Source organism: Chryseobacterium ureilyticum (assembly GCF_900156735.1).
Lineage (GTDB): Bacteria > Bacteroidota > Bacteroidia > Flavobacteriales > Weeksellaceae > Chryseobacterium > Chryseobacterium ureilyticum.
Map to the genome: position 1 here is coordinate 146,128 of NZ_FTOL01000009.1, position 23,380 is coordinate 169,507.

21 protein-coding genes and 1 tRNA gene are annotated in these 23,380 nt (G+C 34.3%); 13 read left to right on the forward strand and 9 right to left on the reverse strand.

The annotated features are described in order from the left end of the window. Window positions 1–79: 79 nt before the first annotated feature. From BW983_RS24200 to BW983_RS20285, 4 genes are read right to left on the reverse strand one after another with little or no spacing between them, the layout of a single operon-like run. The gene (locus tag BW983_RS24200) at window positions 80–256 is read right to left on the reverse strand and encodes a hypothetical protein (protein ID WP_167370018.1); all 177 of its coding nucleotides are present in this window, start codon (window positions 254–256) and stop codon (window positions 80–82) included. A 22-nt stretch (window positions 257–278) separates the two neighbouring features. Next, the gene (locus BW983_RS20275) at window positions 279–1,232 is read right to left on the reverse strand and encodes a YiiG family protein (protein ID WP_076553619.1); all 954 of its coding nucleotides are present in this window, start codon (window positions 1,230–1,232) and stop codon (window positions 279–281) included. Between the two features lie 25 nt (window positions 1,233–1,257). Then, the gene (locus BW983_RS20280) at window positions 1,258–1,716 is read right to left on the reverse strand and encodes a hypothetical protein (RefSeq protein WP_076553620.1); all 459 of its coding nucleotides are present in this window, start codon (window positions 1,714–1,716) and stop codon (window positions 1,258–1,260) included. Between the two features lie 20 nt (window positions 1,717–1,736). After that, the gene (locus BW983_RS20285) at window positions 1,737–2,057 is read right to left on the reverse strand and encodes a magnetosome magnetite crystal formation protein family (protein WP_076553621.1); all 321 of its coding nucleotides are present in this window, start codon (window positions 2,055–2,057) and stop codon (window positions 1,737–1,739) included. A gap of 241 nt (window positions 2,058–2,298) precedes the next feature. On the opposite strand from BW983_RS20285, the gene BW983_RS20290 reads away from it, so the two are divergent. The 5 genes from BW983_RS20290 (at window position 2,299) to gwsS (ending at window position 8,127) form a co-directional block, all read left to right on the forward strand. Further along, complete coding sequence (locus BW983_RS20290) at window positions 2,299–4,149, forward strand: helix-turn-helix transcriptional regulator (RefSeq protein ID WP_076553622.1); 1,851 nt, start codon at window positions 2,299–2,301, stop codon at window positions 4,147–4,149. Window positions 4,150–4,635: 486 nt separating this feature from the next. After that, window positions 4,636–4,836: a grasp-with-spasm system A modified peptide gene (locus BW983_RS20295; RefSeq protein WP_076553623.1), complete on the forward strand. Its 201-nt coding sequence runs from the start codon at window positions 4,636–4,638 to the stop codon at window positions 4,834–4,836. Window positions 4,837–4,896: 60 nt separating this feature from the next. Continuing rightward, the gene (locus tag BW983_RS20300; protein ID WP_076553624.1) at window positions 4,897–5,787 is read left to right on the forward strand and encodes a hypothetical protein; all 891 of its coding nucleotides are present in this window, start codon (window positions 4,897–4,899) and stop codon (window positions 5,785–5,787) included. A 47-nt stretch (window positions 5,788–5,834) separates the two neighbouring features. After that, window positions 5,835–6,737 carry a grasp-with-spasm system ATP-grasp peptide maturase gene (gwsG, locus tag BW983_RS20305; RefSeq protein WP_076553625.1) on the forward strand — a complete coding sequence of 301 codons (903 nt, stop codon included), beginning with the start codon at window positions 5,835–5,837 and terminating at the stop codon, window positions 6,735–6,737. A 319-nt stretch (window positions 6,738–7,056) separates the two neighbouring features. Beyond that, a complete protein-coding gene (gene gwsS, locus BW983_RS20310; RefSeq protein WP_076553626.1) occupies window positions 7,057–8,127 on the forward strand; it encodes a grasp-with-spasm system SPASM domain peptide maturase in 1,071 nt (356 codons plus the stop codon). 85 nt (window positions 8,128–8,212) lie between these two features. On the opposite strand, the gene BW983_RS20315 is transcribed toward gwsS, so the two are convergent. The 3 genes from BW983_RS20315 to BW983_RS20325 all read right to left on the reverse strand — a co-directional run bounded on the left by BW983_RS20315 (window position 8,213) and on the right by BW983_RS20325 (window position 14,073). Then, window positions 8,213–8,590, reverse strand: coding sequence for a hypothetical protein (locus tag BW983_RS20315; protein ID WP_076553627.1), 378 nt, complete (start codon window positions 8,588–8,590; stop codon window positions 8,213–8,215). Window positions 8,591–8,659: 69 nt separating this feature from the next. Next, entirely contained in the window at window positions 8,660–9,130 is a 471-nt protein-coding gene (locus BW983_RS20320) for an Lrp/AsnC family transcriptional regulator (RefSeq protein ID WP_034682046.1), read from the reverse strand. A gap of 134 nt (window positions 9,131–9,264) precedes the next feature. Continuing rightward, window positions 9,265–14,073, reverse strand: a complete 4,809-nt coding sequence (locus BW983_RS20325; RefSeq protein WP_076553628.1) for a translocation/assembly module TamB domain-containing protein — start codon at window positions 14,071–14,073, stop codon at window positions 9,265–9,267. A gap of 4 nt (window positions 14,074–14,077) precedes the next feature. Here BW983_RS20325 and tsaD point away from each other — a divergent pair, with 4 nt between their 5' ends. The 3 genes from tsaD to BW983_RS20340 are packed head-to-tail and all read left to right on the forward strand — an operon-like array spanning window position 14,078 to window position 16,178. Continuing rightward, window positions 14,078–15,094 (forward strand): tRNA (adenosine(37)-N6)-threonylcarbamoyltransferase complex transferase subunit TsaD, encoded by a 1,017-nt coding sequence (gene tsaD / locus BW983_RS20330; protein WP_076553629.1) that lies wholly within the window; start codon window positions 14,078–14,080, stop codon window positions 15,092–15,094. After that, window positions 15,091–15,486 carry a hypothetical protein gene (locus BW983_RS20335; protein ID WP_076553630.1) on the forward strand — a complete coding sequence of 132 codons (396 nt, stop codon included), beginning with the start codon at window positions 15,091–15,093 and terminating at the stop codon, window positions 15,484–15,486. The genes tsaD and BW983_RS20335 overlap by 4 nt, the downstream gene beginning before the upstream one ends. Next, on the forward strand, window positions 15,483–16,178 hold the full coding sequence (locus BW983_RS20340) for an RsmE family RNA methyltransferase (RefSeq protein ID WP_076553631.1): 696 nt from the start codon (window positions 15,483–15,485) through the stop codon (window positions 16,176–16,178). The genes BW983_RS20335 and BW983_RS20340 overlap by 4 nt, the downstream gene beginning before the upstream one ends. Before the next feature lie 81 nt (window positions 16,179–16,259). Here BW983_RS20340 and BW983_RS20345 read toward each other — a convergent pair whose 3' ends face one another. Beyond that, window positions 16,260–16,940 (reverse strand): TrmH family RNA methyltransferase, encoded by a 681-nt coding sequence (locus tag BW983_RS20345; RefSeq protein ID WP_076553632.1) that lies wholly within the window; start codon window positions 16,938–16,940, stop codon window positions 16,260–16,262. 160 nt (window positions 16,941–17,100) lie between these two features. On the opposite strand from BW983_RS20345, the gene BW983_RS20350 reads away from it, so the two are divergent. The 4 genes from BW983_RS20350 to BW983_RS20365 all read left to right on the forward strand — a co-directional run bounded on the left by BW983_RS20350 (window position 17,101) and on the right by BW983_RS20365 (window position 19,917). Next, entirely contained in the window at window positions 17,101–18,129 is a 1,029-nt protein-coding gene (locus BW983_RS20350) for an asparaginase (protein WP_076553633.1), read from the forward strand. A 46-nt stretch (window positions 18,130–18,175) separates the two neighbouring features. After that, window positions 18,176–18,262 (forward strand) — tRNA-Ser (locus BW983_RS20355). 375 nt (window positions 18,263–18,637) lie between these two features. Next, entirely contained in the window at window positions 18,638–19,051 is a 414-nt protein-coding gene (locus BW983_RS20360; protein ID WP_065396730.1) for a hypothetical protein, read from the forward strand. A gap of 131 nt (window positions 19,052–19,182) precedes the next feature. After that, window positions 19,183–19,917: a hypothetical protein gene (locus tag BW983_RS20365; protein ID WP_076553634.1), complete on the forward strand. Its 735-nt coding sequence runs from the start codon at window positions 19,183–19,185 to the stop codon at window positions 19,915–19,917. A 77-nt stretch (window positions 19,918–19,994) separates the two neighbouring features. On the opposite strand, the gene BW983_RS20370 is transcribed toward BW983_RS20365, so the two are convergent. After that, window positions 19,995–22,466, reverse strand: coding sequence for a TonB-dependent receptor domain-containing protein (locus tag BW983_RS20370; RefSeq protein WP_076553635.1), 2,472 nt, complete (start codon window positions 22,464–22,466; stop codon window positions 19,995–19,997). A 358-nt stretch (window positions 22,467–22,824) separates the two neighbouring features. On the opposite strand from BW983_RS20370, the gene BW983_RS20375 reads away from it, so the two are divergent. After that, window positions 22,825–23,367, forward strand: coding sequence for a helix-turn-helix domain-containing protein (locus BW983_RS20375; RefSeq protein ID WP_076553636.1), 543 nt, complete (start codon window positions 22,825–22,827; stop codon window positions 23,365–23,367). Window positions 23,368–23,380: the final 13 nt, after the last annotated feature.

Below are 23,380 nucleotides of genomic sequence, written 5' to 3' on the forward strand. Positions count from 1 at the left end.
CTTCTTTAAAATGGGCGGTAAAATTACCCTTATCCGGCTATTATATTCTTTTAAAGTATAGCCAATTTCATGAATATAGCTATCTGTTTTTATTATACATAATCATCCCAGGGATCAAAATTGCGGCTCCCGCGAGTATAGGGGGTAATTCTCCATATTTGAATAACCATGATGTTTCTTTGGATGGTCCTATTTTAATGATTACCACCAAACAGAACCCGATAATGATCAGAATAATTCCTAATATTTTTTTCATAATGTCAAATTTTAATTATAGATCAATCAACAAAATAATTATAACGGTCTAGAATATATCCGGATTCTCTCTCCAGATCATCAAGATTACGATTAAGTTCTGGACTGTCTTCATTCAGACTTCGCTGTACAATTCTCATTTTTCCAAGGAAGTCATTTACAGAATTATTAAAAGCTGTATAGCTGCTTTCCTTCTGTTTTTCGGATGAAGGAATACTTTCGTCCATATTTCTTTTATACAGCTTTTCCATTTGTACATATTGTTGGGAGAATTTCTGTTTGTAAGCATTAAGGTCTTTCACATCATAAGAATCATCAATGATTTTCTGAGCAAACTCCATTGTTTCTCTGGATTGGAGGATCTGTTTTTTCAATGGATGATCTTTAAGAGCTTCTGTTTCTGCCTTTTCAGCTCTTGGTGCCAGCTTTGCAAATAGTTCATCAGCAGCTTTTCTGTTTTCCTTAATAAGTTTACTTGCTTTTTCACTGATTTCCGTTACTTTTTTACCTTTATCATCCTTCCAGTCTTCTGCATCTTTATAAGCTTCCAGTTCTTTTTTCAAGGTCTGTAATTGTGAAGCGGTTTCTTTCATTTTATCTACAGAAGTCTGGTATTCTTTTCCCAGGACATCCGGAGCTTTAATCTCCTGATTTGCCCACATCATAACAACTGGGGTAAATATCGGAGGGATCCCGGAAAACTGTGGATTTACAGCTACATTCTTTACATAAGCGTCCATTTGTTCCAATGAGTTCTGAAAGTTCTTAATGAAATCTGAGTGGGCATCATCCATCTTTACCACCTTATTATTAAAAGCGATAATATCTCTCGTTTCATCTCCTGAATTAACACTAAAAGGATTTGCCTGCTTGGTATTATTCTGTGATAATTTATCTTTAATCTTCTCAAGTTTGTCACAAGAGATTACGGACAAACCCAGAATAAGCATTCCTGCAATAATCAATGGTCTTTTCATAATATAATATTAATGTTAGGTGTTCTTACTGTGTTTTTTTAAGATCTTCAAGTTCATTGATAATTTCCTGCATCTTCTTTTTACTGAAAGACTGGGATATTACAGGACGTTTAAAATGTGAAACATTTTTAAAATCTGCATAGAGAAAACATCCTAAAGGAATGATAGCGAAGCGTATTGTCTGTAACCCAAATCCTTCAAAATCATTAAGCTCGTATGTAAATTTTCTGCGATTTAATCCTCTATTGGCGACAGTAAGATTTTTAGATATAAAATTAAAGGAAACTCTGGGAGGCATAAAAGCAACAAACGTCAGCAGAAGTGAAAATATCAGCATGATAATCCCTGTTTTCAGATAGCTTGTATTGATGATCACAACGATTGAGATCAATGCCCAAATCATTACAATAATATGCTGTAAAGACACATACTGTTTCACTATATAATCTGTACCTTCTCTTTCTAAATGCTTAAAACCTTCCATAGCTGCAACTATATTTATTTTTATCCGATAAATGAAAACTTACCTTCAAACATTTTTCCGATCAAAGGCAAAGGTTTCTCCACGTCATTCGCTACATTTATAATTCCAATAATGGATAATATTAATGGAAGAACTCCGAAAAAGGTAAATACGCCCATGTGGGTAACGGCGAGTACAATTCTAATAGCAATTGATAAAAGAGCCGTAAAAATTACTAAACCTAAAGACTGCTTAAGATGATATTTCAAAAAGCCGCTAGGTTTGTCTTTTCCCAATACATAGGAAATTATCCACCCAAAAACTGTAATATAGGATACGATAGATAATGTTTTGTTGTCCATGATAGATAGTTTTTTAAATTAATATTTTCTGTTTTTTTTCTTGTTTCAAAATTGCTACAGAAAAACAAAACTTCCATTTTTCATATTACTACAAAACAACCTCAACTCAAAAAACAAGTGACTACAAAACGACTACAACATAAACTAATTATTTAATTTACAGTAAATTAAAAACGAACCACCCTTTCCCTTTTTTATACAGATAATTGATAAGTGTCTACAATTTTTGTACTTTCACTTCATGAAACTGAAGTACTCTTTTTTATACTTAATAATTTTCATCTGCACGCTTTGTCCAGCCCAAAATGCCTTTATTGATAACCTTAAAAATCAGTTGAACCAAGACAATACTTCGGTAGCAGAAAAGTTTCAAATTTATAATGACCTTACAGAATACTATAGAATCAGTGATCAGTACCCTACTGCTGAAAAATATATCCAACAGCAATTAAAGCTTGCGAAAAATGAACATAATAATACTGAAGAAGTAAAAGCATTAGTACAGGACGGAATTATTAAATTGAACAAAACTGAATATAATAAAGTCCCTCCGATCATAGATGCAGCTAATGCTATAGCACAAAAAAGCAAAGATAAAACGGCTCTTCTTTATGCTGATTATTTGAATATTTATTATAATAATACACTCGGTGAATCTGAGAACACCATTAAGCTTATCCAAAAAACATTGCCTCAAGTAGAAAAACTACCTGCAGAAATTTTATTAAATGCTAAGCTTAACTACCTGCTTTACGGAATTCACTCGGAGCGGGATGATGCTGAAAACGCTACAAAATATGCTCAAAAAGCTGTAGATCTTGCACAAAAATCAGGGAATAAAAATATGTTGAGCTCTGCTTATTCTGCTTTAGCAGTGTGCTACTCATTCCGATATGAAAAAACAAAAGACCTGAAAGACCTAAATGCTGTCATAGAAATGTGTAAAAAAGCGGTTGCGCTTTATCAGCAGTTTCCCGGTCATGTTTCTCCGCACGCTCAGTCATTGGCTTTGCTTAATCTCAATAACTATTATTTAAGCTACCCAACCATCACACCGGAGATTCGTAAAGAAATTCATAATAATACCAACGAAATTCTTACGCTTACTCAGCATACCACTTATAATCAAAGTATTCAGGCTGGAGCTCTTGGTATTCTAAGCAATCTTGCTACCCGTGATCAGAATCATATTCAGGCGGAGCAATATCTTCTAAAAGCCGAACAACTTCTTCTTACTCAAACCCCGGTCTATTACCATGTGATGATCAATGTTGTAAGTGATCTTGCCCAATTATATGAAAGGCAAAAAAACTATCAAAAAGCGTATGAATATCAGGCAAAAGTAACTGAATATAACAACATTCTTTACAATGAAGGTCAGGCAGAAACTGTAAAAAGACTAGAAGCGCAATTTCAATCACAGAAAAGAGATGCTGAACTGAAAGTCCTAACTGAAAAAACATCCAGTTTAAAGAAAGAAAAGCTTCTTTATATTGGATTAGGAATTATAGGATTGATCGGAGCATTTTTTATGTTTCGTTCTTATCATTACAAATTGCGATATTCTATTGAAAGAGAGAAAAAACTGAATACTGAAAAACATGATGCTGAAATACAGGTAAAACTACAGGAAGAAGAGCAGGCAAGATTAAAGGCAGAACAGGAATTACTTACTTTACAGCAGCAAAGACTTCAAAGTGAGGTCTTAGCCAGCCAGCTTCATATTCAGCATAAAAATGAGGTTCTTCAGCAGCTTCAGACAAAACTTTCTGATACAGACATTAATATTCATCAGGTTGTAAAAGAAGAAAACCGTGTGGATAATGATTTTGAGAAGATTAAATTCACCATTCAGGAGCTACATCCTGATTTCTTTAAGAAAATCAATGATAAAGCCAGACAAAAGCTTACTGCACTAGATCTGAAATACTGTGCCTACCTCTACCTAGGAATGGATACCAAGCAGATTGCCAACCTTCTGAACGTAGAACCCAAAAGTGTAAGAATGACCAAATACCGACTAAAAAAGAAGTTTAAGCTAGATGAGAACACTGCGTTAGATACTTTTTTCCAAGGTATATTTTCTGAATAATTCTTTTATTTTCAAAATATTTTAATTCTTAAGCTATTTTAAGAGATCCCTTTTTGAAAGTCATTTTTGAAACTTCATGCAAATTCTCGTACAAATCAAGGGAAGTACATTTTTTTGTACAAAAGAATGTGATTTTAACTTTCGTTATATTCATTTGATATTTTACTTCTATTCTACAAAACAACAATTTATACTTTTGGAGATTTCTGTCGCATGATTAAATAATTCTTCATTTTTCATCATTATTTTTCTGTACAAATTCAGCTGTTAGTTATGGCAAACAGTAAAGAAATACACATGTAATTCACAATATTTATCACCTTAAAGTGACGTATTATTTTTTAGTTTTGAAACCATCAACGTTGATGAAATATTTTTCACTTTTGGATTGTATGTGTACAGTACAAGATAAATATGAGAATAATGCGCCCACAATGTCAGGGATTATATGACACAAATGATTTATTAAATTAAAAATTTACCATCATGAAAAAATTAAATGGAATGAAGAGTGATTTCTCTTCTTTAGAAAACAAAAAGTTAGCAAATACAAAAAGTATTATTGGTGGAGGATCCACAAACGAAAAAACAACTTCTGAAACTGGACCTAGTGGTAAGCCAGGGAATACTGGTGATACTGTAATTTGTGTTGATGGAAAACAGGTAGCTGTACTATCAATTGATTAAAAAATGACAGGAGGGGACAATCCCCTCCTATCTTCATAAGACAGGAATACAAATTCAACCATGAAAATAAAAATAAACGTCATACTGCTTATACTGCTGTTTTTCTTTTCCTGTAAAAGTAAAAAGCTAAACTATATTGAATATTATCACGAAGTATATACTATAGACAGTATTCATAGGGTAAATAAGGATACTCTGGCTACAATAAAAAAGTATAAAAGGTTATTTAGAAAATATTCCCCTGTTCAAAATGAAAGAATAGAAGAATATGAAAACTATATCAAATATGCTGACCGATATAATAAAAACTTCGGTGGACAAAAAAGTCTGGACAAATTAATAGCACAGGTAGCCCCCTATTGGAAATACAAAAGAGAAGATGCCGAATTTTTTAAGCTCTATAAAAAATATGGTATTGATAGTATGACTGTAGAACAGAAAGTGAGTGAATGGAAGAAAGGTTTAAATAAAAAATTGATTGATTCTTTCAGTGTTGCATTTGAAAGAGATCAATATAATGAACGACGTGGACCAACAGTTGAAATCAATGATAGAAAAAATGCAAGTCTCCTCTTATGGACATTTAAAAATTATGGGTATCCATCAAAGCAAAAAATCGGATTAACAGGGAATAATAACAGCTTTATGCCAATGGGTGTCTTATTTAATCATATGGCAGGCTCTCAGAACTATGAATATTTTAAAATAAAGTTACTGGAGTATGTAAGATCCGGGGAATGCACTCCCAGAGATTATATAGAGATGGTAGATAAACATCAATATATTAACTATTCCGAATCTATTTATGGAATATTCAACCATTATTCTACTCCTGATTTTAATGCTTCGGACTCAGCACGCATCAATAGAAACCGGAAAGCTATTGGGTTTCCAAGCTTAAAACAATCTTCAAATATTACCAAAGATTTTCAAAAGAAGATCACACAGTAATATACCTATCACCTGTAATTTACTCTATTTTTTTAAGAAAAACACCTATGATACTTATTATCTCTCAAAAAAATGAAACAGCTACAATAGATGTAATCAGGCATTTGATGATTCTGAAAAAAAAATTTATCCGGGTTCATGAAGATGAAGTATTTGAGATAAAAACTATAAAAAAAAGAATCCTAATTGAAAGCAGCCGCAATAGATTTTTTATTGATGAAATTGAAAGCGTTTGGTACAGGAGAGGTGGATTAAACTTCAGCAGATTAAAATACAGCAATCATTCAATTCTTCTTCATATGAATGAAACTCAATATTGGCTTGAAGATTATATACAGAAAACGCTTGAATCTAAAAGACATATCAATAAAGAAAGCACTTCACTTATCAATAAACTTATTGTACTTGATAAAGCCAGAGAACTAGGCTTCGACATCCCTGAATATTTTTTGGCAGAGAATACAGATCAGGTGAAGCTCAATAAAACTATTCTAAAAACAATTAATGGAAATGTGACTTTGGATGAAATTAAAAAAGATTTCAGCGGATTCATGTATACAACATTAGTTGAAGAGCGCGAAAGTCAGGATTTTTTCATCACTTTTTTTCAAGAAAAAATTGAAAAAGACTTTGAAATAAGAACTTTTTATTTGAATGACCACTGTTGGTCTATGGCTATTTTCTCGCAGAATGATGAACAAACAAAAACAGACTTTAGAAAATACAATAAAAAGAATCCCAATAGAAACGTACCGTATGTTCTTCCAAAATATATAGAAGAAAAAATCAACTTATTAATGAAGTCTTTAGATATCAATTGTGGTTCTTTAGATTTTATAAAGAAAGGAGAAAAATATTATTTTTTAGAAATCAATCCAATTGGTCAGTTTTCAAGCTTATCTCATACATGTAATTATGCATTGGAACAAAAATTAGCTGAATATTTATGAAAAGATTATATAAAGAAAAGAATAAATTACCATTAACATTTAAATATCTTGATCTATTTAAAACAAAGAATACCGGCAAATTAAATAGTGACTCTTTATACTATTTAAATTCAGACAAATTTCAAACGGTCTTTTATCCTAGAGAAAAACCCTTTAAATCGTTACATCGATTATTATAAAATATTTTCTAGTGTCAGATTGAGATGAACCTATTGAAAACAATCTGCAAAGCTGAACACAGGTATACCCCCATTGAATTCAGTCACAAAATTGAGCATAAATAACTTTAAGATCATTCTTTATATAAAATTATTACCTAATGACCTATTTCAATCTATTCAGCAACATTCTACCCACTAAAGGTCCAACGCGTATACTTATCTCAGATTTGCAGAGAAACACGTCAGAATTACATCCTTTGGAGCTGTATGAGATTATTGTGGAATTAAAATCCCATTCTATTGAAGACATGATGAAAAATTATGATGAAGCGTCTAAAGAAATTGTTCAGGAATACCTCAACCTTTTGTTAGAAAAAGAATATGGATTCATCAGTAAAAATGATTGGGACCGTAATTTTCCTCCCCTTTCTCATGAATATCATGAACCCAGTACCATAAACCATATCTTTATAGAACTGGAAGAAATAGGATTACTCAATAAGATAAAATCCTCTATAGAAAACCTAGGAATCAGACATTTGGTTATTTATTGTTTAAAACCACTCACTGCAAAGGAATTGATCGAGATTGATAATACCTTTAAAACCTCCGTTTTATCCGGTATAGAAATATTTTCCCCTTTTCATAAGGATGTGGATCTTTCTTTTATACAGGCTATTCATCAGAATACAGTGAGAATATACAGTCTCATTTTCTACAATTGTTCCCAACCACCTTTCAAAGCTAAAAATGAATTCAGATTTTCATTAAGATTCCTCAAAGATGAGCTACAACTATCTGCCTGTGGAAAAGTGGAACTGAAATATTTTAATACCAACATCAGTAAAGTATTGGAAGCTATCAATCACAATTCCTGCCTTCACAAGAAAATCGGTATTGATAAAAACGGAAATATTAAAAACTGTCCTTTAATGCTGGAAAGCTTTGGTAATATCCAAACAACAAGTCTTGAAACAGCACTGAATCAACCTGGTTTCAAAAAATATTGGAACTTAACCAAAGACAGCGTAGAGATCTGTAAAGACTGTGAATTCCGATATGTATGTACAGATTGCAGAGCCTATACGGAAGGCAGCGATAAAAACAAAGCAGGTCTTGATATCTCAAAGCCTCTGAAATGCGGCTATAATCCTTATACAGGAAAATGGAAAGATTGGACAAAAAATCCTTTAAAGAAGAAAATATTCAATTCGTTGAAGATCAGATAATGTTCTTTACTCCTTTTATTATTCACAAACCGCTTTTAAATAGAATTTAAAAGCGGTTCGTTATATTTATAATATCGGTTATTTTTTATTTAAAAAATTTCCATTTAGGAATAATGGCAAGCATTCCAAAGCCTGTAAAAAGGAAAAGGTTTGTCACATCCGTATACAGGAAAGTAGAAAGGTAATAATTATGCATAAAGAAATGCAGTACCAATAACACCGGGAACATAATGATCCCTACTTTTCTGTAAAAGAACATCAGTACCAATCCTATCATCATCAACGCATCAATTGAAAAGATAATGTAAAAGTACCATCTCGGTATATCAAGATATTCATGCTGAAGATATTCATCAACATCAATTCCCAAGCCCATTACGGTAAACAACATTAAGGCAGCAAATGCCAGTACAAATCCCCATCCTTTTTTAGGATCTTCGTCAAAATAGCTGTATTCTTCCATAGGTACAAAAATAAAGAACTTATGAGAGATTTCATAAGTTCTTTTATAGTTATTCGTTTAAAATTTGAATTAAATAGAGATAGCGTTGATCAGTCTATTTTTGTCACTTAAGTACTCTTCCATAGAAATCATACTTTCAGTTCTCATTACATCCTGAATGTCATCGATCTGATAAATAATTCTTTTTGCGTCATCAGTGTTTTTCGCTCTTACTTTACAGAAAATATTATATTTTCCGGAAATAACACTAGCTTCGATTACGTTAGGAATAGTTGACAATTCTTTCAATACTTCCTGAGTACGGTTTGATTTTGTCAAAAGGATTCCGATGAAAGCTGTAAAGTGATAGTCCAGCTTACCATAATCGATGTTAAGAGATGATCCCAAAATAATACCTGCATCTTCCATCTTTTTCACTCTTACGTGAATTGTTCCAGCAGAAACATCCATCTGCTTAGCAATTTCAGTAAAAGGCATTCTTGTGTTTTCTACTAAGAAATCAAGAATCTTCTTGTCTATTTCGTCCAGTTGATAGTTCATATTAGTTAAATTACAATTTCTTTAAAAAATCTATGTATTTTTTGCAAATTTACAAAAAATAATTTAACTAAAAAAAATATATCAAATATTAACAATAATTAACACGGATGATAAAAATCATTAAAATATTCAAATTATTTACTGTTTGATTTTATAGAATCTGTTTTTATTTCGGTCTTGGCATCTACAGGTTTTTTGTCTTTTTTCTTCTTTTTAAACAAAGAATTGAAGCTTTTGCTCCACATCACCCCTACTCCATAGGCTTGATTTGCAGAACCGTTAGTACTTGCCATTCCCATCCCAATATTGGTAGGTTTAGAGTAACCACGAACCAATAAAGTACCGTCATTCTTTTTGGATAGATCATATTCAATAGATCCTTCACCAGACAGATAATTGTTTTGTGCACCGCTATTATTCGCGTCAGTTTTAGACAAGGGAATCCCTAATCCTGTTTTAATATTTACTCTAGGTGAAACGGCTACACTGAACCCGGCATTCGCTCTGTCTCCAATGTTAGCATTCTGATCACCTTTTACATAATTAAGGTCAATCTGGAATTCATTACTCATTGTATTCAATACAGAACCTAACTGTTTCAGAAGCATATTATATCCGGAAGATTCCGCTACGTTTCCTACATTCACATCCACTCCACCGCTATTCGATACATTGAATGTACTTAATAAAAGAACGGAACCAAACTGAAGTACTTTCTCTCCTTCCTGGCTCATTTTTGCAGCTAAGGTTTCCCTTACCTGGCTGGATACATCTAAAGCTGTTACATTAAGTTCTACTTTAGGATCTGTAAGAGATTGGGTAATATTAGCCTGTAATAAAATACTGATAGGCTGTAGTTTTCCCATACTCAGGTATTCACCGGCATTAGAAACCATTCTTACATAGTTTGCTGTAATATCCAGAGCTGGCTTCATCGCGTCACCATCCCATCTTATACTACTGTTTCTTTCAATCTGGAATGTTTTATTAAGAATTGCCTTGGAAACGAATGTTCCGTTATCTACTTTATATGTTCCGCTCATGGCAATATTTCCCTGTCTGTTCATCTGGAACTTCAGCGGATCTGCGACCCCCTGCACCGTAATATTTCCAACATCATCTCCTACAAGTACATTTACAGTTGTTCCTTTATCTACAGCCAAATTGAAATCAATATTCATATTGGCACCGGTCTTTTTCTTTTCATCTAAAGTAACCAAACCGTCTTTTCCTTCTTTCAGGAACCTCAGCATCTTGAATTCTTCAACATTTGAGGTCGAACTCGAATTAAAGGTGAAAGTACTTCCGTTAAGTGCCTTCATATTTGGTGTGGTTATACTTAATCCTGAAACCGGACCATCCACATACAGATCTCCCTGTCCGTAAACTCTTCCCCAGAAAAGATCAAAATCTTTTTGAGAGGTATTAAGCATTAATAGATTATCAGCTCTCATTACGAGCGACACCCCCATGGAAGAAAGGGTTTCAAACTGAATCGCCCCGGAAATATTCCCTTTTGAATTGGATCTTCCATCATGTACTTCAATATTATTCAGGATCGCAAGTCCTCTTGTCAGCTGAATTACCGTATCATCAAATGAATAATCTACTCCCGTAAATAAAAGTTTTAATCCAAAATCTTTTAAAGCAATATCTCCACTATAATCAAGGTCGTTAATCTTCCCGTTAATCTTAAGATCACCCGTTGCTTTTCCTCTCATATTTCCAAAGATCGTCTGAACAAACTGCTGTGTGAAAGATAAATCAAAATCACGCATTTCTGCTGTAAGATCAATTACAGGTGAAGATGTATTGTTATTTACTGTTCCGGTAAGGTTCAGGCTGTTATTTCCTAAAACGCCGGCAGAATGTACTTTTACATCAATATCATATACATTAAGAGAGAAGCCGTTGGTTGCTGAAATGGAAATATCTCCCATATCATTACCATTCATTTTGATATCATCCACAGTAAGATCTACAAGTGGCTGTAAAGTGCTTTTATCCATTTTGATCTTTACACTTCCGTTGGCAAGCCCCTGGATATTCATACCATTTCCTCCGGACTGCATTTCCAATAGTTTTTCTATAGCAAAGTCATTGATATCAGCATCTACATAAAAGTCTTTTGCAGATTTAAATTGAGCTTCCTTAATAAACAAAGCACTTTTATCTGAATAAACCCTTAGATTCCGAATATCAAAATCTCCGGTATTTTTTCTGTAAGTAATGGAATGATTCAATTCCGGACTGGTATCTATTGCCCATGTTACTTCATTGAATTTAACCTCAGTAGGTTCAAACCTAAAAACATAATCACCTGCAGCATCTGTAGACTGATCAACATTGATCGCATATTCTTTAAGTTTTTCATTGATCTCGTCATCCGGGCTTCCGTGTTTAAATACAGTTGCAAGATGAAGGGTATTTCCGTTTTCGTTATTCCCTTTAAGTTCGAAATCTTTGATAATATTTTTATTGTATTCTAATCTGTTGATTCGTGCATATATCTGCTGATCAAGATTAGCCGTATTTATCCTTACCTTCACACTGTCTACCATAGCACTATCACGGCTAAGGTTTTTCCTTTCATTCACCTTATAATCAGGATTGGAATCTGCTAAAGCCTTATCAGCATCAGTAATTTCTTCCTCTTTGGTCATAAGATATTTCAATGCTGCAGCATCAAGGTTCAGAATCAGATTATTGGAATTACCATCATATTCTCCGTCTACCAAAGCACCATTAGGAAGCTTAAGATCGGGTAAAAAATAATTAACCAATCCTTGCTGAACATCAAATTTCATGGCAAAATTCTGCCCTCTGTATAATTTTCTAGGTGGTGGTCCTACAAGAATTTTTCCAATTCCGTTTTCTACCATTCCCGCAAGGTCGGCAAGACTATATCTTCCGGATATTTTTCCTGTTGCAGCTCCCGGTGCATCTACATCAATGACACGACCTCCGCCATCTACAAATGTTTTTAATTTAGCATTCGGAATATTATATTTTTGAGTCGCGGTAGCAAAGTTCAGATTATTAGCATTCACATCCAATGTAAGATCATTAATGGATGACATAGACATTTTCCCTTCTACCTGTCCGCTCACGATCTGACTTCCTGGTTTATTGGTGAAGTAATTCATGTTCAGATATCTTACATCTGCGTTTACATCCATTGCTATTTTGGAGGTACTGAAATCAATCAGCCCTTTAATAGTAGCTTTTGCCTGTTCATCGTCTACTGTTATAAGTCCGTTATATTTTTTATGATCAAGCAATCCGTCCAGATAAAGATTATTAATCTCCTTATCCATAATTTCAATGCTGGCGATCTGGGATTTTGTAGTAAGACGCATGGTATTTACATCAAAGCTCTGTCCGTTAAGATCAAATTTCCCTGAGATCAGCCCTACTGCTTTATTTTTGGTAATTACAGAAGTATTTAGATCTTTCACTTCAAGATAACCTGAATATTTTGGCATTGCCGTACTGTAACCTGTCAGAGAAAGCTTTGAAATTTTTGCCTGTCCTATTCCTGTGATCAGATTTCCGTTATCCACATACACCTGATTAGGATTTACTTTTGCTGTTCCATTATATTTCAGCTTTCCAAAATCATCCGCAAAATTTTTCATTTTTTTGGAAATAAAGGAAGGCATCATCGCCTTTAAATCTTTATAGGTAAAATCTGCAGAGAGATCCTTCGTTTCTATGGAGAAATTTCCTTTCAGCAGGTTATCAACCTTCATCGTTTTGGTAGCAATATTTACATCAGGATTTCGGATGAGAAAGTTTTCCAAATGAAACTTATTCAATGGTCCTGTCATTACTCCTGAAAGGTTAAATGGCTTAATATTGTCCCAGTTAGTTACAAAATAGCTGATATCATAACCGCTTACCTGGCTTCCCTGTTCAATATTCATATCCCAGCGGACTTTATCCGCAAAATCTGCCCATGAACCATCGTGAAGATTAAATTTAATATCTCCCTGAAGTAAAGTATGATCTGTATTTAAAGTAAGGTCTTTTAATGATAAAAACTGCTTGGTTAAAGACAGTTCCGTTGAAAACGTGTCTACAATATGAGATTTCCCCCATCTTGTCGTCACAAAAGACATATTGTTAATTAAAGCAGAAATATTCGGTCCGTTGACCTTAACATTGGGTGCTTTTAAATTAAATTTTGTTGCGGTAAGCCACTTCCCCTGCTCGCCTGGAGAATTTTCGTTGACAATGGAAACTTTAGAATCAAGAATCTGAACTCTTGAATTCAATTGAAAAGGTGGTTTTTTAGGATCTCTTTTTTTACCGTCATCAAAAAGTTCAGTAAATCGTACAAAGTTGGAAATACTATCACCTTTATAAGTAATGACTTTTACATCAGCATTAACAAGGGTAAGGGAATTGAAGCTTAAAGAATTACTTTTTCCTGAAATAGCATTCACTGCAAGGGAAATCCAGTCTGAGTCTGCACGGAACTCACGTGCCTGAATAAAGTCTAATCCTTTGTAATCTTTTACTTTTAATCCTTTTATCGTTACATCTCCGAAATAGTTTACATCTACACTCTCTGTAGAAAATCCGGACTTAAAATCATTATTTACAAGTTTTAAAGCCTGATCTGCTGCCCATTGTTTCGTAACCGGAAGATTGACCGTTATAAGAATTCCTGCTACAAGAAAAAGACCTAGCCAAAATAGAATAAGAAGAAGCTTTGCCCACCAGCTATAGCTGGTAACATCTTTAATTGCCTGTTTTCCGAATTCTTCTGCTGTTTCTACAGGATGATTAATAGCGTCCGAAGCCAGTTCGGATGCTTCTTTCACTGTTTCCCGTACCTTTCCCTCTACATTCTCCACAGTTTTCTGTACCTGATCCCCTAGGTTTTCAGCTACTGATTTTTTATTCTCATTCTCGTTATTATTCTCTAACTTTGCCATTATTATGAGCGACTCTATAATTTTAGGTATTGAATCGTCTTGCGACGACACCTCAGCAGCTATCATCAAGGGGAATTCTATTCTTTCAAACATTGCTGCGAATCAGGCTATCCATAAAGAATATGGAGGTGTGGTTCCTGAATTGGCTTCGCGAGCCCATCAACAAAATATAATTCCCGTTGTTGAAAAATCTTTTACCAAAGCAAATATACAACAAAATGCAATTTCCGCTATAGGATTTACACGTGGACCCGGACTTCTGGGATCTCTTCTTGTAGGAACATCATTTGCTAAGTCTTTGGCTATGAGCCTTAATGTTCCATTAATTGAAGTAAATCACCTTCAAGCGCACATTCTTGCCCATTTCATCGAGGATGCAAATCCTGTGCCGCCTACTTTTCCGTTCCTTTGCCTTACTGTAAGTGGAGGACATACGATGATCGTCCTTGTTAAAGACTATTTCGACATGGAAATTATCGGGAAAACTATTGATGATGCAGCAGGTGAAGCTTTTGATAAAATCGGAAAGATTTTTGACCTTGATTATCCTGCGGGACCTATTATCGACAGGCTTGCTAAAGAAGGAAATCCTGATGCTTTTAAATTTAATAAACCTAAGTTAGAAAATTACGATTATTCTTTCAGTGGTATTAAAACATCTGTTTTATATTTCATCCAGAAAGAGGTAAGAAAAAATCCTGATTTTATTAAAGAAAACCTTAATGATCTTTGTGCTTCTGTACAAAAAACGATCATTGAAATCCTGATGAATAAGCTTGAAAAAGCTGCAAAAGAACTTAATGTAAAAGAAGTTGCTATTGCCGGAGGAGTTTCTGCCAATTCTGCACTGAGAAAAGCAATGGAAGATAATAAGGAAAAATTAGGATGGAATATTTACATTCCAAAATTTGAATATACAACGGATAATGCTGCGATGATTGCTATGGTAGCACAACTGAAGTTTGAAAGAGGTGAATTTACCGATCTGAGAACGACAGCAACAGCAAAATACGACTTATGAAAATACTCTTAGAAGAAAAAATACTGGGAACTCACTCTAAAAAGAACTCCAAATATTACTGGGTTCTGGAAACAGTGACTGGTAAAAATGAAGATTCAGACAATCCTATGGATTATTTTCCAGCAAGTTCTGAAACAGGATACATCCAGGATATAAAAGAAGAAATTCTTGAAAAAATAAACACAGAACATCTTTTTAGCTTTCCTTATACTCCTAAAGAAGGTGATTATCTATCCATAAAGAATAACTTGAGAAAACAGGAATATTTAAACCTGATTTTCCTGAATGATAAATGGATAGAAGAAATATACATGTGCAGCTACCGTGAATGTGATACGGATGTTTATACAACAATCAAAACAGGAGTTGCATTTTTAACGCAGGATATATGAAATTATTTTACGGAGAGATAGCAGATGATAAAGTCATCATCAATGACGAGGAACAGCAGCACATCGTAAAAGTTCTTCGTATGAAGGATGGTGAAGAAATTCATGTAACGGATGGAAATGGAGCTCTGGCTTCAGGGAAACTGGTTATAGAAGGGAAAAAAGCTGGTATTGAGGTTTCAGAAATTAAAAACAATCTTCCGGGGTTCAATCCTAAGCTTCATATCGCTATTGCTCCTACAAAGAATATTGACCGTATAGAGTTTTTCGTGGAGAAAGCTGTGGAAATGGGTATTTCTGAGATCAGTATTATCGTTACAGAAAAAACCGAGCGAAAGAATATCAATATTGATAAGATCAGAAAACAGGCTGTTGCAGCCTCCAAACAGAGCTTAAGATTTCTCTTCCCTGTCATCAATGATTCTGTAAAGCTCCCTGACTTTTTGAAAACCATCAATTCTGAGCATACTTTTGTAGCTCATTGCCACGAAAATCTGGAAAGAATGGAGCTTAAAAATATTCCACAAATGGAAGAGATTACTTTTTTAATTGGTCCTGAAGGAGACTTTTCTGAAAAGGAAATTGCATTTCTGGCTGAGCATAAAATAAAAGCGGTTTCATTAGGAAATCAAAGATTAAGAACAGAAACGGCAGGTGTATTTGTAGCTGCTTGGAATTACTACAATATGATATAGTACAATAAATAGTTTTATTATCTATTTACAACAAAAATAAAGGAGGTTAGTTTACTAGCCTCCTATTTTATTTTGAATTCATTATTTCCAGCCAATATTATTTTCTCTGAGATATTTATCAAAAATCTGCTGTCCGCTTCTGATTGAATTTACCGTCCAAAGGATTTTCATTCTTAAAAGCTTCTCCTCATTCAATTTATAATCGATTTCGGATTTCATCAGCTTTTGTTTTAATTCATACATACAAATGGATGCTGCTACAGAAACATTAAAACTTCTTGTAAAACCATACATAGGAATTGCTAGCGTTTCATCTGCAAAATCCAGAATTTCTTTGGAAACCCCTTCCATTTCAGTCCCAAAAACCAAAGCGATAGGTTCTGTCACTTCATATTCAGGAAGCATTTTAGCGTTTTTTTCCAACGAAACGGCTACAATTTTATATCCTCTGTCTTTTATATTCTGAAAAGATTCCATGTTTCTGGGAAGTTTTTCAACCTCTACCCAGGTATCAGCCCCTTTGGTAACACGAAGATTAGGTTCAAAGCTATATTCTTCTTGCAATGCCACTACTTTATGAAAACCGCACGCTTCTACAGAACGTACAATTGCCGCTGCGTTTCTAAACTGATAGACATCTTCTACAACCGGAAGTACAAAATCAGAACTTTCCTGAGAAAAATGTTCAATTTTTGTAAGTCTTTCTTCTGTTAAAAACTGTTTTAAATATTCATAAGTTTGTGCTAAGTCTTTCATCTGCATTCAGTTATTTTTTCAATAGCTAAGGTAAACGCCTACTATTTTCAGTGTATTCTGATAAAATTTCAGCATAAGCGTTTCATTCATTTTCAAATCTTTGCAAATTAACGTAATTTTGGGCTATGAAGCCTAATCGGGCATAAATTCTTAATACAATTAGTACATGAAGCGAAAAGTCCTACTCATCTATACCGGAGGAACCATTGGTATGGAAAAAGATTATGAAACCGGAAGTCTACGTGCCTTTGATTTTGGAAATATCTTTGAAAAGATGCCTGAAATGAAGCTTATGGAATGTGAAGTTTTCGTACATCCCTTTGCCAAACCATTAGACTCATCGGATATGGGACCTACGGAATGGAGAGTGATTGCTAATTATATCTTTGAAAATTATAACGATTATGATGGCTTCTTAATCCTTCACGGTACAGATACCATGTCTTACACTGCTTCAGCATTGAGTTTTATGTTGAAAGGATTGAAAAAACCTGTGATCATGACGGGTTCTCAGCTTCCGATTGGAGACTTGAGAACGGATGCTAAGGAAAACCTTCTTACGAGTCTGTATTACGCAAGTTTGTATGAAAATGACGAAGCTGTTATTCAGGAAGTTGCTATATATTTTGAATATAAACTGCTAAGAGGAAACAGAACATTGAAGTATTCGGCGGAATATTTTGATGCATATGCCAGTCCAAACTACCCTATTTTAGGACAATCTGGGGTTCATTTAAATATTATTAAAGACAATCTTTTCCGTTGTGATCCTTCTGTAGAGTTTCATGTGGATGAACATATTTCTGAAGACATTCTGTTTTGGAGAATTTTTCCAGGGATGCATTTAAGTCATTTCAGAGAAATCCCTAAGATGAAAGTACTTATCCTTCAGGTTTTCGGTTCAGGAACTATTTTCAGCAGTGAGAAAACTCAGGAAACGCTTCAGGAAATCAGAAATAACGGAACGGAGATCGTAGTGGTAAGTCAGTGTATTTCAGGAGGTATTTCATTCGGGAAATATGAGAACAGTAATATCTTCTCAAGAATCGGTGCCATCAGTGGAAGAGATATGACAGCAGAAACTGCAATTACAAAAGCCATGCACCTGATTGATAATCCTAATTACTCAGGAAGTTTTGCAGATAACTTTACCCAAAGCCTTTGTGGAGAGATTACCGCTGAAAAATTGCATTAAAAAATTTGGTATTTAAAGAAAATATTCTATTTTTGCAGTCTCAAAAAGAAAGGTGTCCGAGTGGTTGAAGGAGCTACCCTGGAAAGGTAGTATACGGGTAACTGTATCGAGGGTTCGAATCCCTTCCTTTCTGCAAAGAAAAGTCTTAGGTTTTATACTTAAGACTTTTTTGTTTTTTATATACTTTTATAGATCTGGTTATCAACAATCTGTAGATTTTAAGTAAACGAAGAAATGCAATTTGTCGCTGAAGAAACTACTTGGTTTCTGTGTCTGCTTAATAAGAATCGACGATGTTAATTTCGTCTTTGCCTCCTAAAATCTATTAAATATAACAGTATCCCCCCCACCTGTATTAAGGTTATTCACGAACTTTTTAAATTAATTTTGAACTTTATATTCTGCTAAGTATTTATACTCAGCTATATAATTGGTTATTTCTACTCTACATCTTCTGCTTTGTTCTTCGTTACTTTGAAATACAAAATAACCACAAAAAACAATTAATATGACATCTACAAGTGTAAACGCAAACTCTACCGGTCAGTTACAACTGGGAGGCGGAGCACAGTTCTGGGTATATCTTTCACCCCAAAATGATACAGCTAAAATGATTACCAAATGGCGTGTAACATTTTCACAAGGAAATTGGAGTGATTCAATTTCAAGCGACAATCCGACAAAACAAATCCAAACTCCTAATCTTTCAGGTATCTTTGAAATAAAAGTAGAATTATTAAGTGGTTCTACGGGTACCTGGAGACAAATTCCTCCACAAACAGGAAGCAACAATGAGATAGGCTGTAATTCTAACTGTGCTTCAATGGTAGGAATTGTGGCAGACAGCACTCATCCTCTGATCGGGGCTATTAATGCACATTTCTGGACTACCTGGGATGCGATGTGCAGAACGGGAGCATAAAAAGACAAAAAATCAATCATTTGAGTTAAGTTTACTGCGGCATTTTTAATACCGCGGTTTTTCTTTGTAAAACTTCACAGGCTATAAATTCTTTTTCCCTAAATTAGCATTATTAATATAATGTAATTACAATGTACAAAGGACGAACAGCATTTTCTTTGCTGTTATTTTTAACTGTTTTTCTTCTTCCTCAACTTACAAAAGCGAGTGCATATTGGATGGAAATTCATGGTTCCGGAAAGGTAAAAGAACAGGTTAAAATTCAGGTTTGCTATGGTTTTATTGATGATCTCAGTGAACGACACAGAACTACAGGTCCTGAATTTCAAAGGATCAAGGATTTCAGTTTTTTTATTCTTAATGCTAAAGGTGAAAAATCAAAGATTCAATTTCAGCCGAAAGAGGATCATTGGGAAGCAACTTTTACTCCTGACAAAGAAGGAACTTACCGAATTTTTGGGTTGAATGATCAACAACCTGTTTTAATTCGATCAAAAAATCAGGAGGATAATGTACGTCCAATAGATTTTATGTGTGGAGCTTATCAGGTAGGAGCTGTCTTTAATAACAATTTACCACTTCAGCAGATGGATATCATTCTTCAGGAAAAGAACAGGATTTATACTGTTTTTCCATATCGTAATATGAAACCTGCGGAGAAAGGAACAATGATTAGAATTTTTAATCCTGAAAACTGGGAAAAAAATATTCCGACAGATGAAAACCACAAGGTTACTTTTAAAGCAACAGTGCCCGGACTTTATGTAATCCGACAGGATTGGCAGGATAAGACAAAGGGGACATTACAGGGAATCCCTTATTCTACGATACGATACCGCAATAATTACTGTCTTTGGATTAATTAAAAAGAAGAAAATATATTAAACAAAAAGCCCTCGATTCGTTGAAATCGAGGGCTTTTTTATGATCAATTATATCATTATTAAAATTTCAGAGAAACACTTCCTAAGAAACGTGCCGGAGCTTGTGGTGTTAAACGTACCGACCACGCCTTTTCATTGGTAATGTTATCAAATTTTAATCCTACTCTGTATTTTGGCTGGTCATAGAAGATTCCCAGATCAAACATTTTATAAGATGGAATAATCACTTTTGCAGTTTGTGTATTGGTCTGATAGGAAGAAGATCCCATATTTCCACCACCTCCTATTCCAAGACCTTTCAGTTTTCCGTCTGAAATCCTGTAGCTGATCCAGAAGTTGAACATATTTGCAGGTCCGGATAACGCGGGTCTTAAGCCATTAACAGAAGGATTTGCGTTGGTAAATTTACTGTCGTTGTAAGCATAACCAGCTACAATATTCAATCCGTCAAAAGGGTTTGCTGTTATTTCTGCTTCAAATCCTTTACTCAACTGTGTTCCATCCTGTATTGAATAATTGATATCATCAGGATTTGTTCTTAAAATATTATCTACACGGATGTTATAATAGCTCAATGTTCCTACAAGTCTGTGATTGAAGATGTCTCCTTTCACTCCAAATTCCCATTGATTTGCATATTCAGGTTTGAAGGTATTTCCATTGATATCAGCTCCACTTACATTATTAAAGCCGTTCATATAATTCCCAAAAAGTGAAACCTTGTTTTTAAGAATTTCATAAACAAGACCCAACTTGGGTGAAAGAGCTGTCTGCCCATACGGACCAGCCTGTGTTCCACTATTGCTTAACCCTCCTTTTATCTCTCCGGTTACAAGATCACGAACTCCTTTAAACTGAAATCTGTCTACTCTTAAACTTGCCATTACCATCAATTGGTCTGTGACATTAAATACATTGGAAACATATGCTGCATAGGTATTATCACTATTATTCTCCTTTCTCATTGTAGAAGTTGCCGTAAGTGCGTTGATAATACTTCTGTTCACTCGGAAATCTGCAGAAGGATGTACAAAATTAAAAACCTTTGTATTGGTATGATAACGGTCAAAATGATTAGAGTTGTTATAGTAATCCAATCCTAATACCATTCTGTTTCTGAAACGTCCGATATGAAAATCTCCGATAAAATTCTGTTGGATATTGGTAGCAATAAATGAAGTGGTACCTACCATCACCTGTGCACTTGCCGTAGAATCTGTTTTTCCGTTGATTGCAGAGATATATCCATTGATGGTAGATCTTGCACGGGAAAGAATAGTCTGTGACGTCCAGTTTTCGGAAACTTTATAGTTCAGCTGAGCGAAGATATTCATCATCTGTGTTTCATAAGCAAGGTCATCACCGAGGAAATTTTTATAATATGGAAACTTCATATCGGCAATCGACTGAATTTTATTACTTCCTGTATACGGGTTAAAACGAACTACGGAAGTTCCTTTTGCCTGGTTGAATTCTACATCCAAAAGAAGCGACATACGATCATTAATCTGATAGGAAAAACTTGGAGCAATCGCCAAAGAATTGGTAAAGCCCAAATCCTGAAAACTTTTTTCAAAAGTCCCGGCTGCATTCAAACGGAACAATGCTGTTCTGTCTTTGTTAACCGGAGTATTCACATCTACCGTCAGCCTGTTATAACTCCAGCTTCCGCCTACATATCCAACTTCACCGCCAAAACTGTTGTAAGGTTTTTTTGTTACACGATTGTAAACGCCTCCATAGCTGCTTGCTACACTTTTTCCAAATAAAGTTGCGGAAGGTCCTTTTATAGCTTCAATACGTTCTAAATTTACAGGATCAATCACTGAAAATGCTGCTCCTGCTACTCCGTTTCTTGCGTTAGGCTCTGTTTCAAAACCTCTTGAACGGAATGTTACTCTTCCCTGATTGGCAATCATTGGTACTCCTGCACCAGGTACATTTTTAGAAATACTTCCTAAATCTACTGCTACTTGTTCCTGAAAAAGTTCTTTGGTAACTGTATTATAAACTTGCGGGTTCTCAAGGTTCTTTAAAGGCAGTCTAGCCACAAAACCACTTTCTTTTTTAGAAAATCTGTTGGTGTTTTTCATGATTACAACTTCCTGAATCGCCTGAATATTTTCTTTTGTAAGCTGATAATCCAATGTTGCTGTTTCTCCCGTCTTTATTTCAACAGGAATGCGAATTTCCTTAGAACCTAAAATCTGTAGTTTTATGGTATAATTCCCTGCATTTACGTGCTCAAATTGATAATTCCCATCATCATCTGTAAGGGTTTGACGATTAGTTTCCAATAGAGAAACAGAGATTGCTCTCAATGGTTGCCCATCTACCATACTCACCTTACCGATTATTTCCGTTTTTATTTCCTGAGCATAGATTTGGGTTATACTGATGAGAGAAAAGAAGAAGATAATAAATGGTTTAGACCATTGAGTTGTTTTACCTGTTACAGCGTCTTCCTGCGCTGCTTGTTTGAAATGAATTTCAGGCTTTACGGGAAGCTCATTTTCACTTGATTGTATCATTTTTTTCAGCCTTATTTAAAATAATTATAAATAGAGGTGCAAAATAAAGGATAAACAAATTTTCCCACAACATTAATTTGAATTATTCTAAATAAAACCCAGCATTCTATTTCCTTACATCTGAAATAAAATGAAAAATTTTCTAACTTATTTTTAAATTATATTCTAATTTAATTCTATCTATCAGCTTATTTCCAATCATTTCATGCAACAGATCCTTGTTCTTACTACATTTTAAAAATTGGAGATATTAGGTTTTCCACAAAATACTAACAAGTTATCCACAATTTAAAAATATAGATATAACCTTCTTTTTTTAAATTAGCAGATTATCGCAGAAAACTATACCTTAAAGATCATGGAAAATCAGGTTAAGATGTTGAGAGAGAAAATGAATTTAACTCAGAGTGAGCTTGCCGAAAGATCGGGGCTATCTCTTCGAACTGTTCAGAGAGTTGAAGCGGGTAATATTCTAAAAGGATTTACATTAAAAGCTCTTGCTAAAGCTTTAGAAATCTCACCGGAAAGCCTGACCATCACCTCGAAAGAACAAGTAGATATTCAAAGAGCAAAAATCATTAATCTTTCTGCACTCACCGGAATCGTTATTCCTTTTGGAGGTGTCATTGTTCCTGCAATATTAACGTATCAGACAAAGGATTTACGAAATAAAGAGCTTGGAAAAGGTATTGTCTGCATTCAGATTATTATATCGGTGATTTTTTCTGTTTTAATGATTATAAGTCCGTTCATTCAAAAGTTTTTCTCGTTTAAATTCCCTCTTTTTCTAGCTATTTTGATTCTATTTTTAATTTTAAAACTATTCATCATCATTAAAAATGGAATCAGCCTGAACCACAACCAGAATTTAAGTATAAAGTTGAAAACCAATTTTTTATAATCAAAGTCACAGA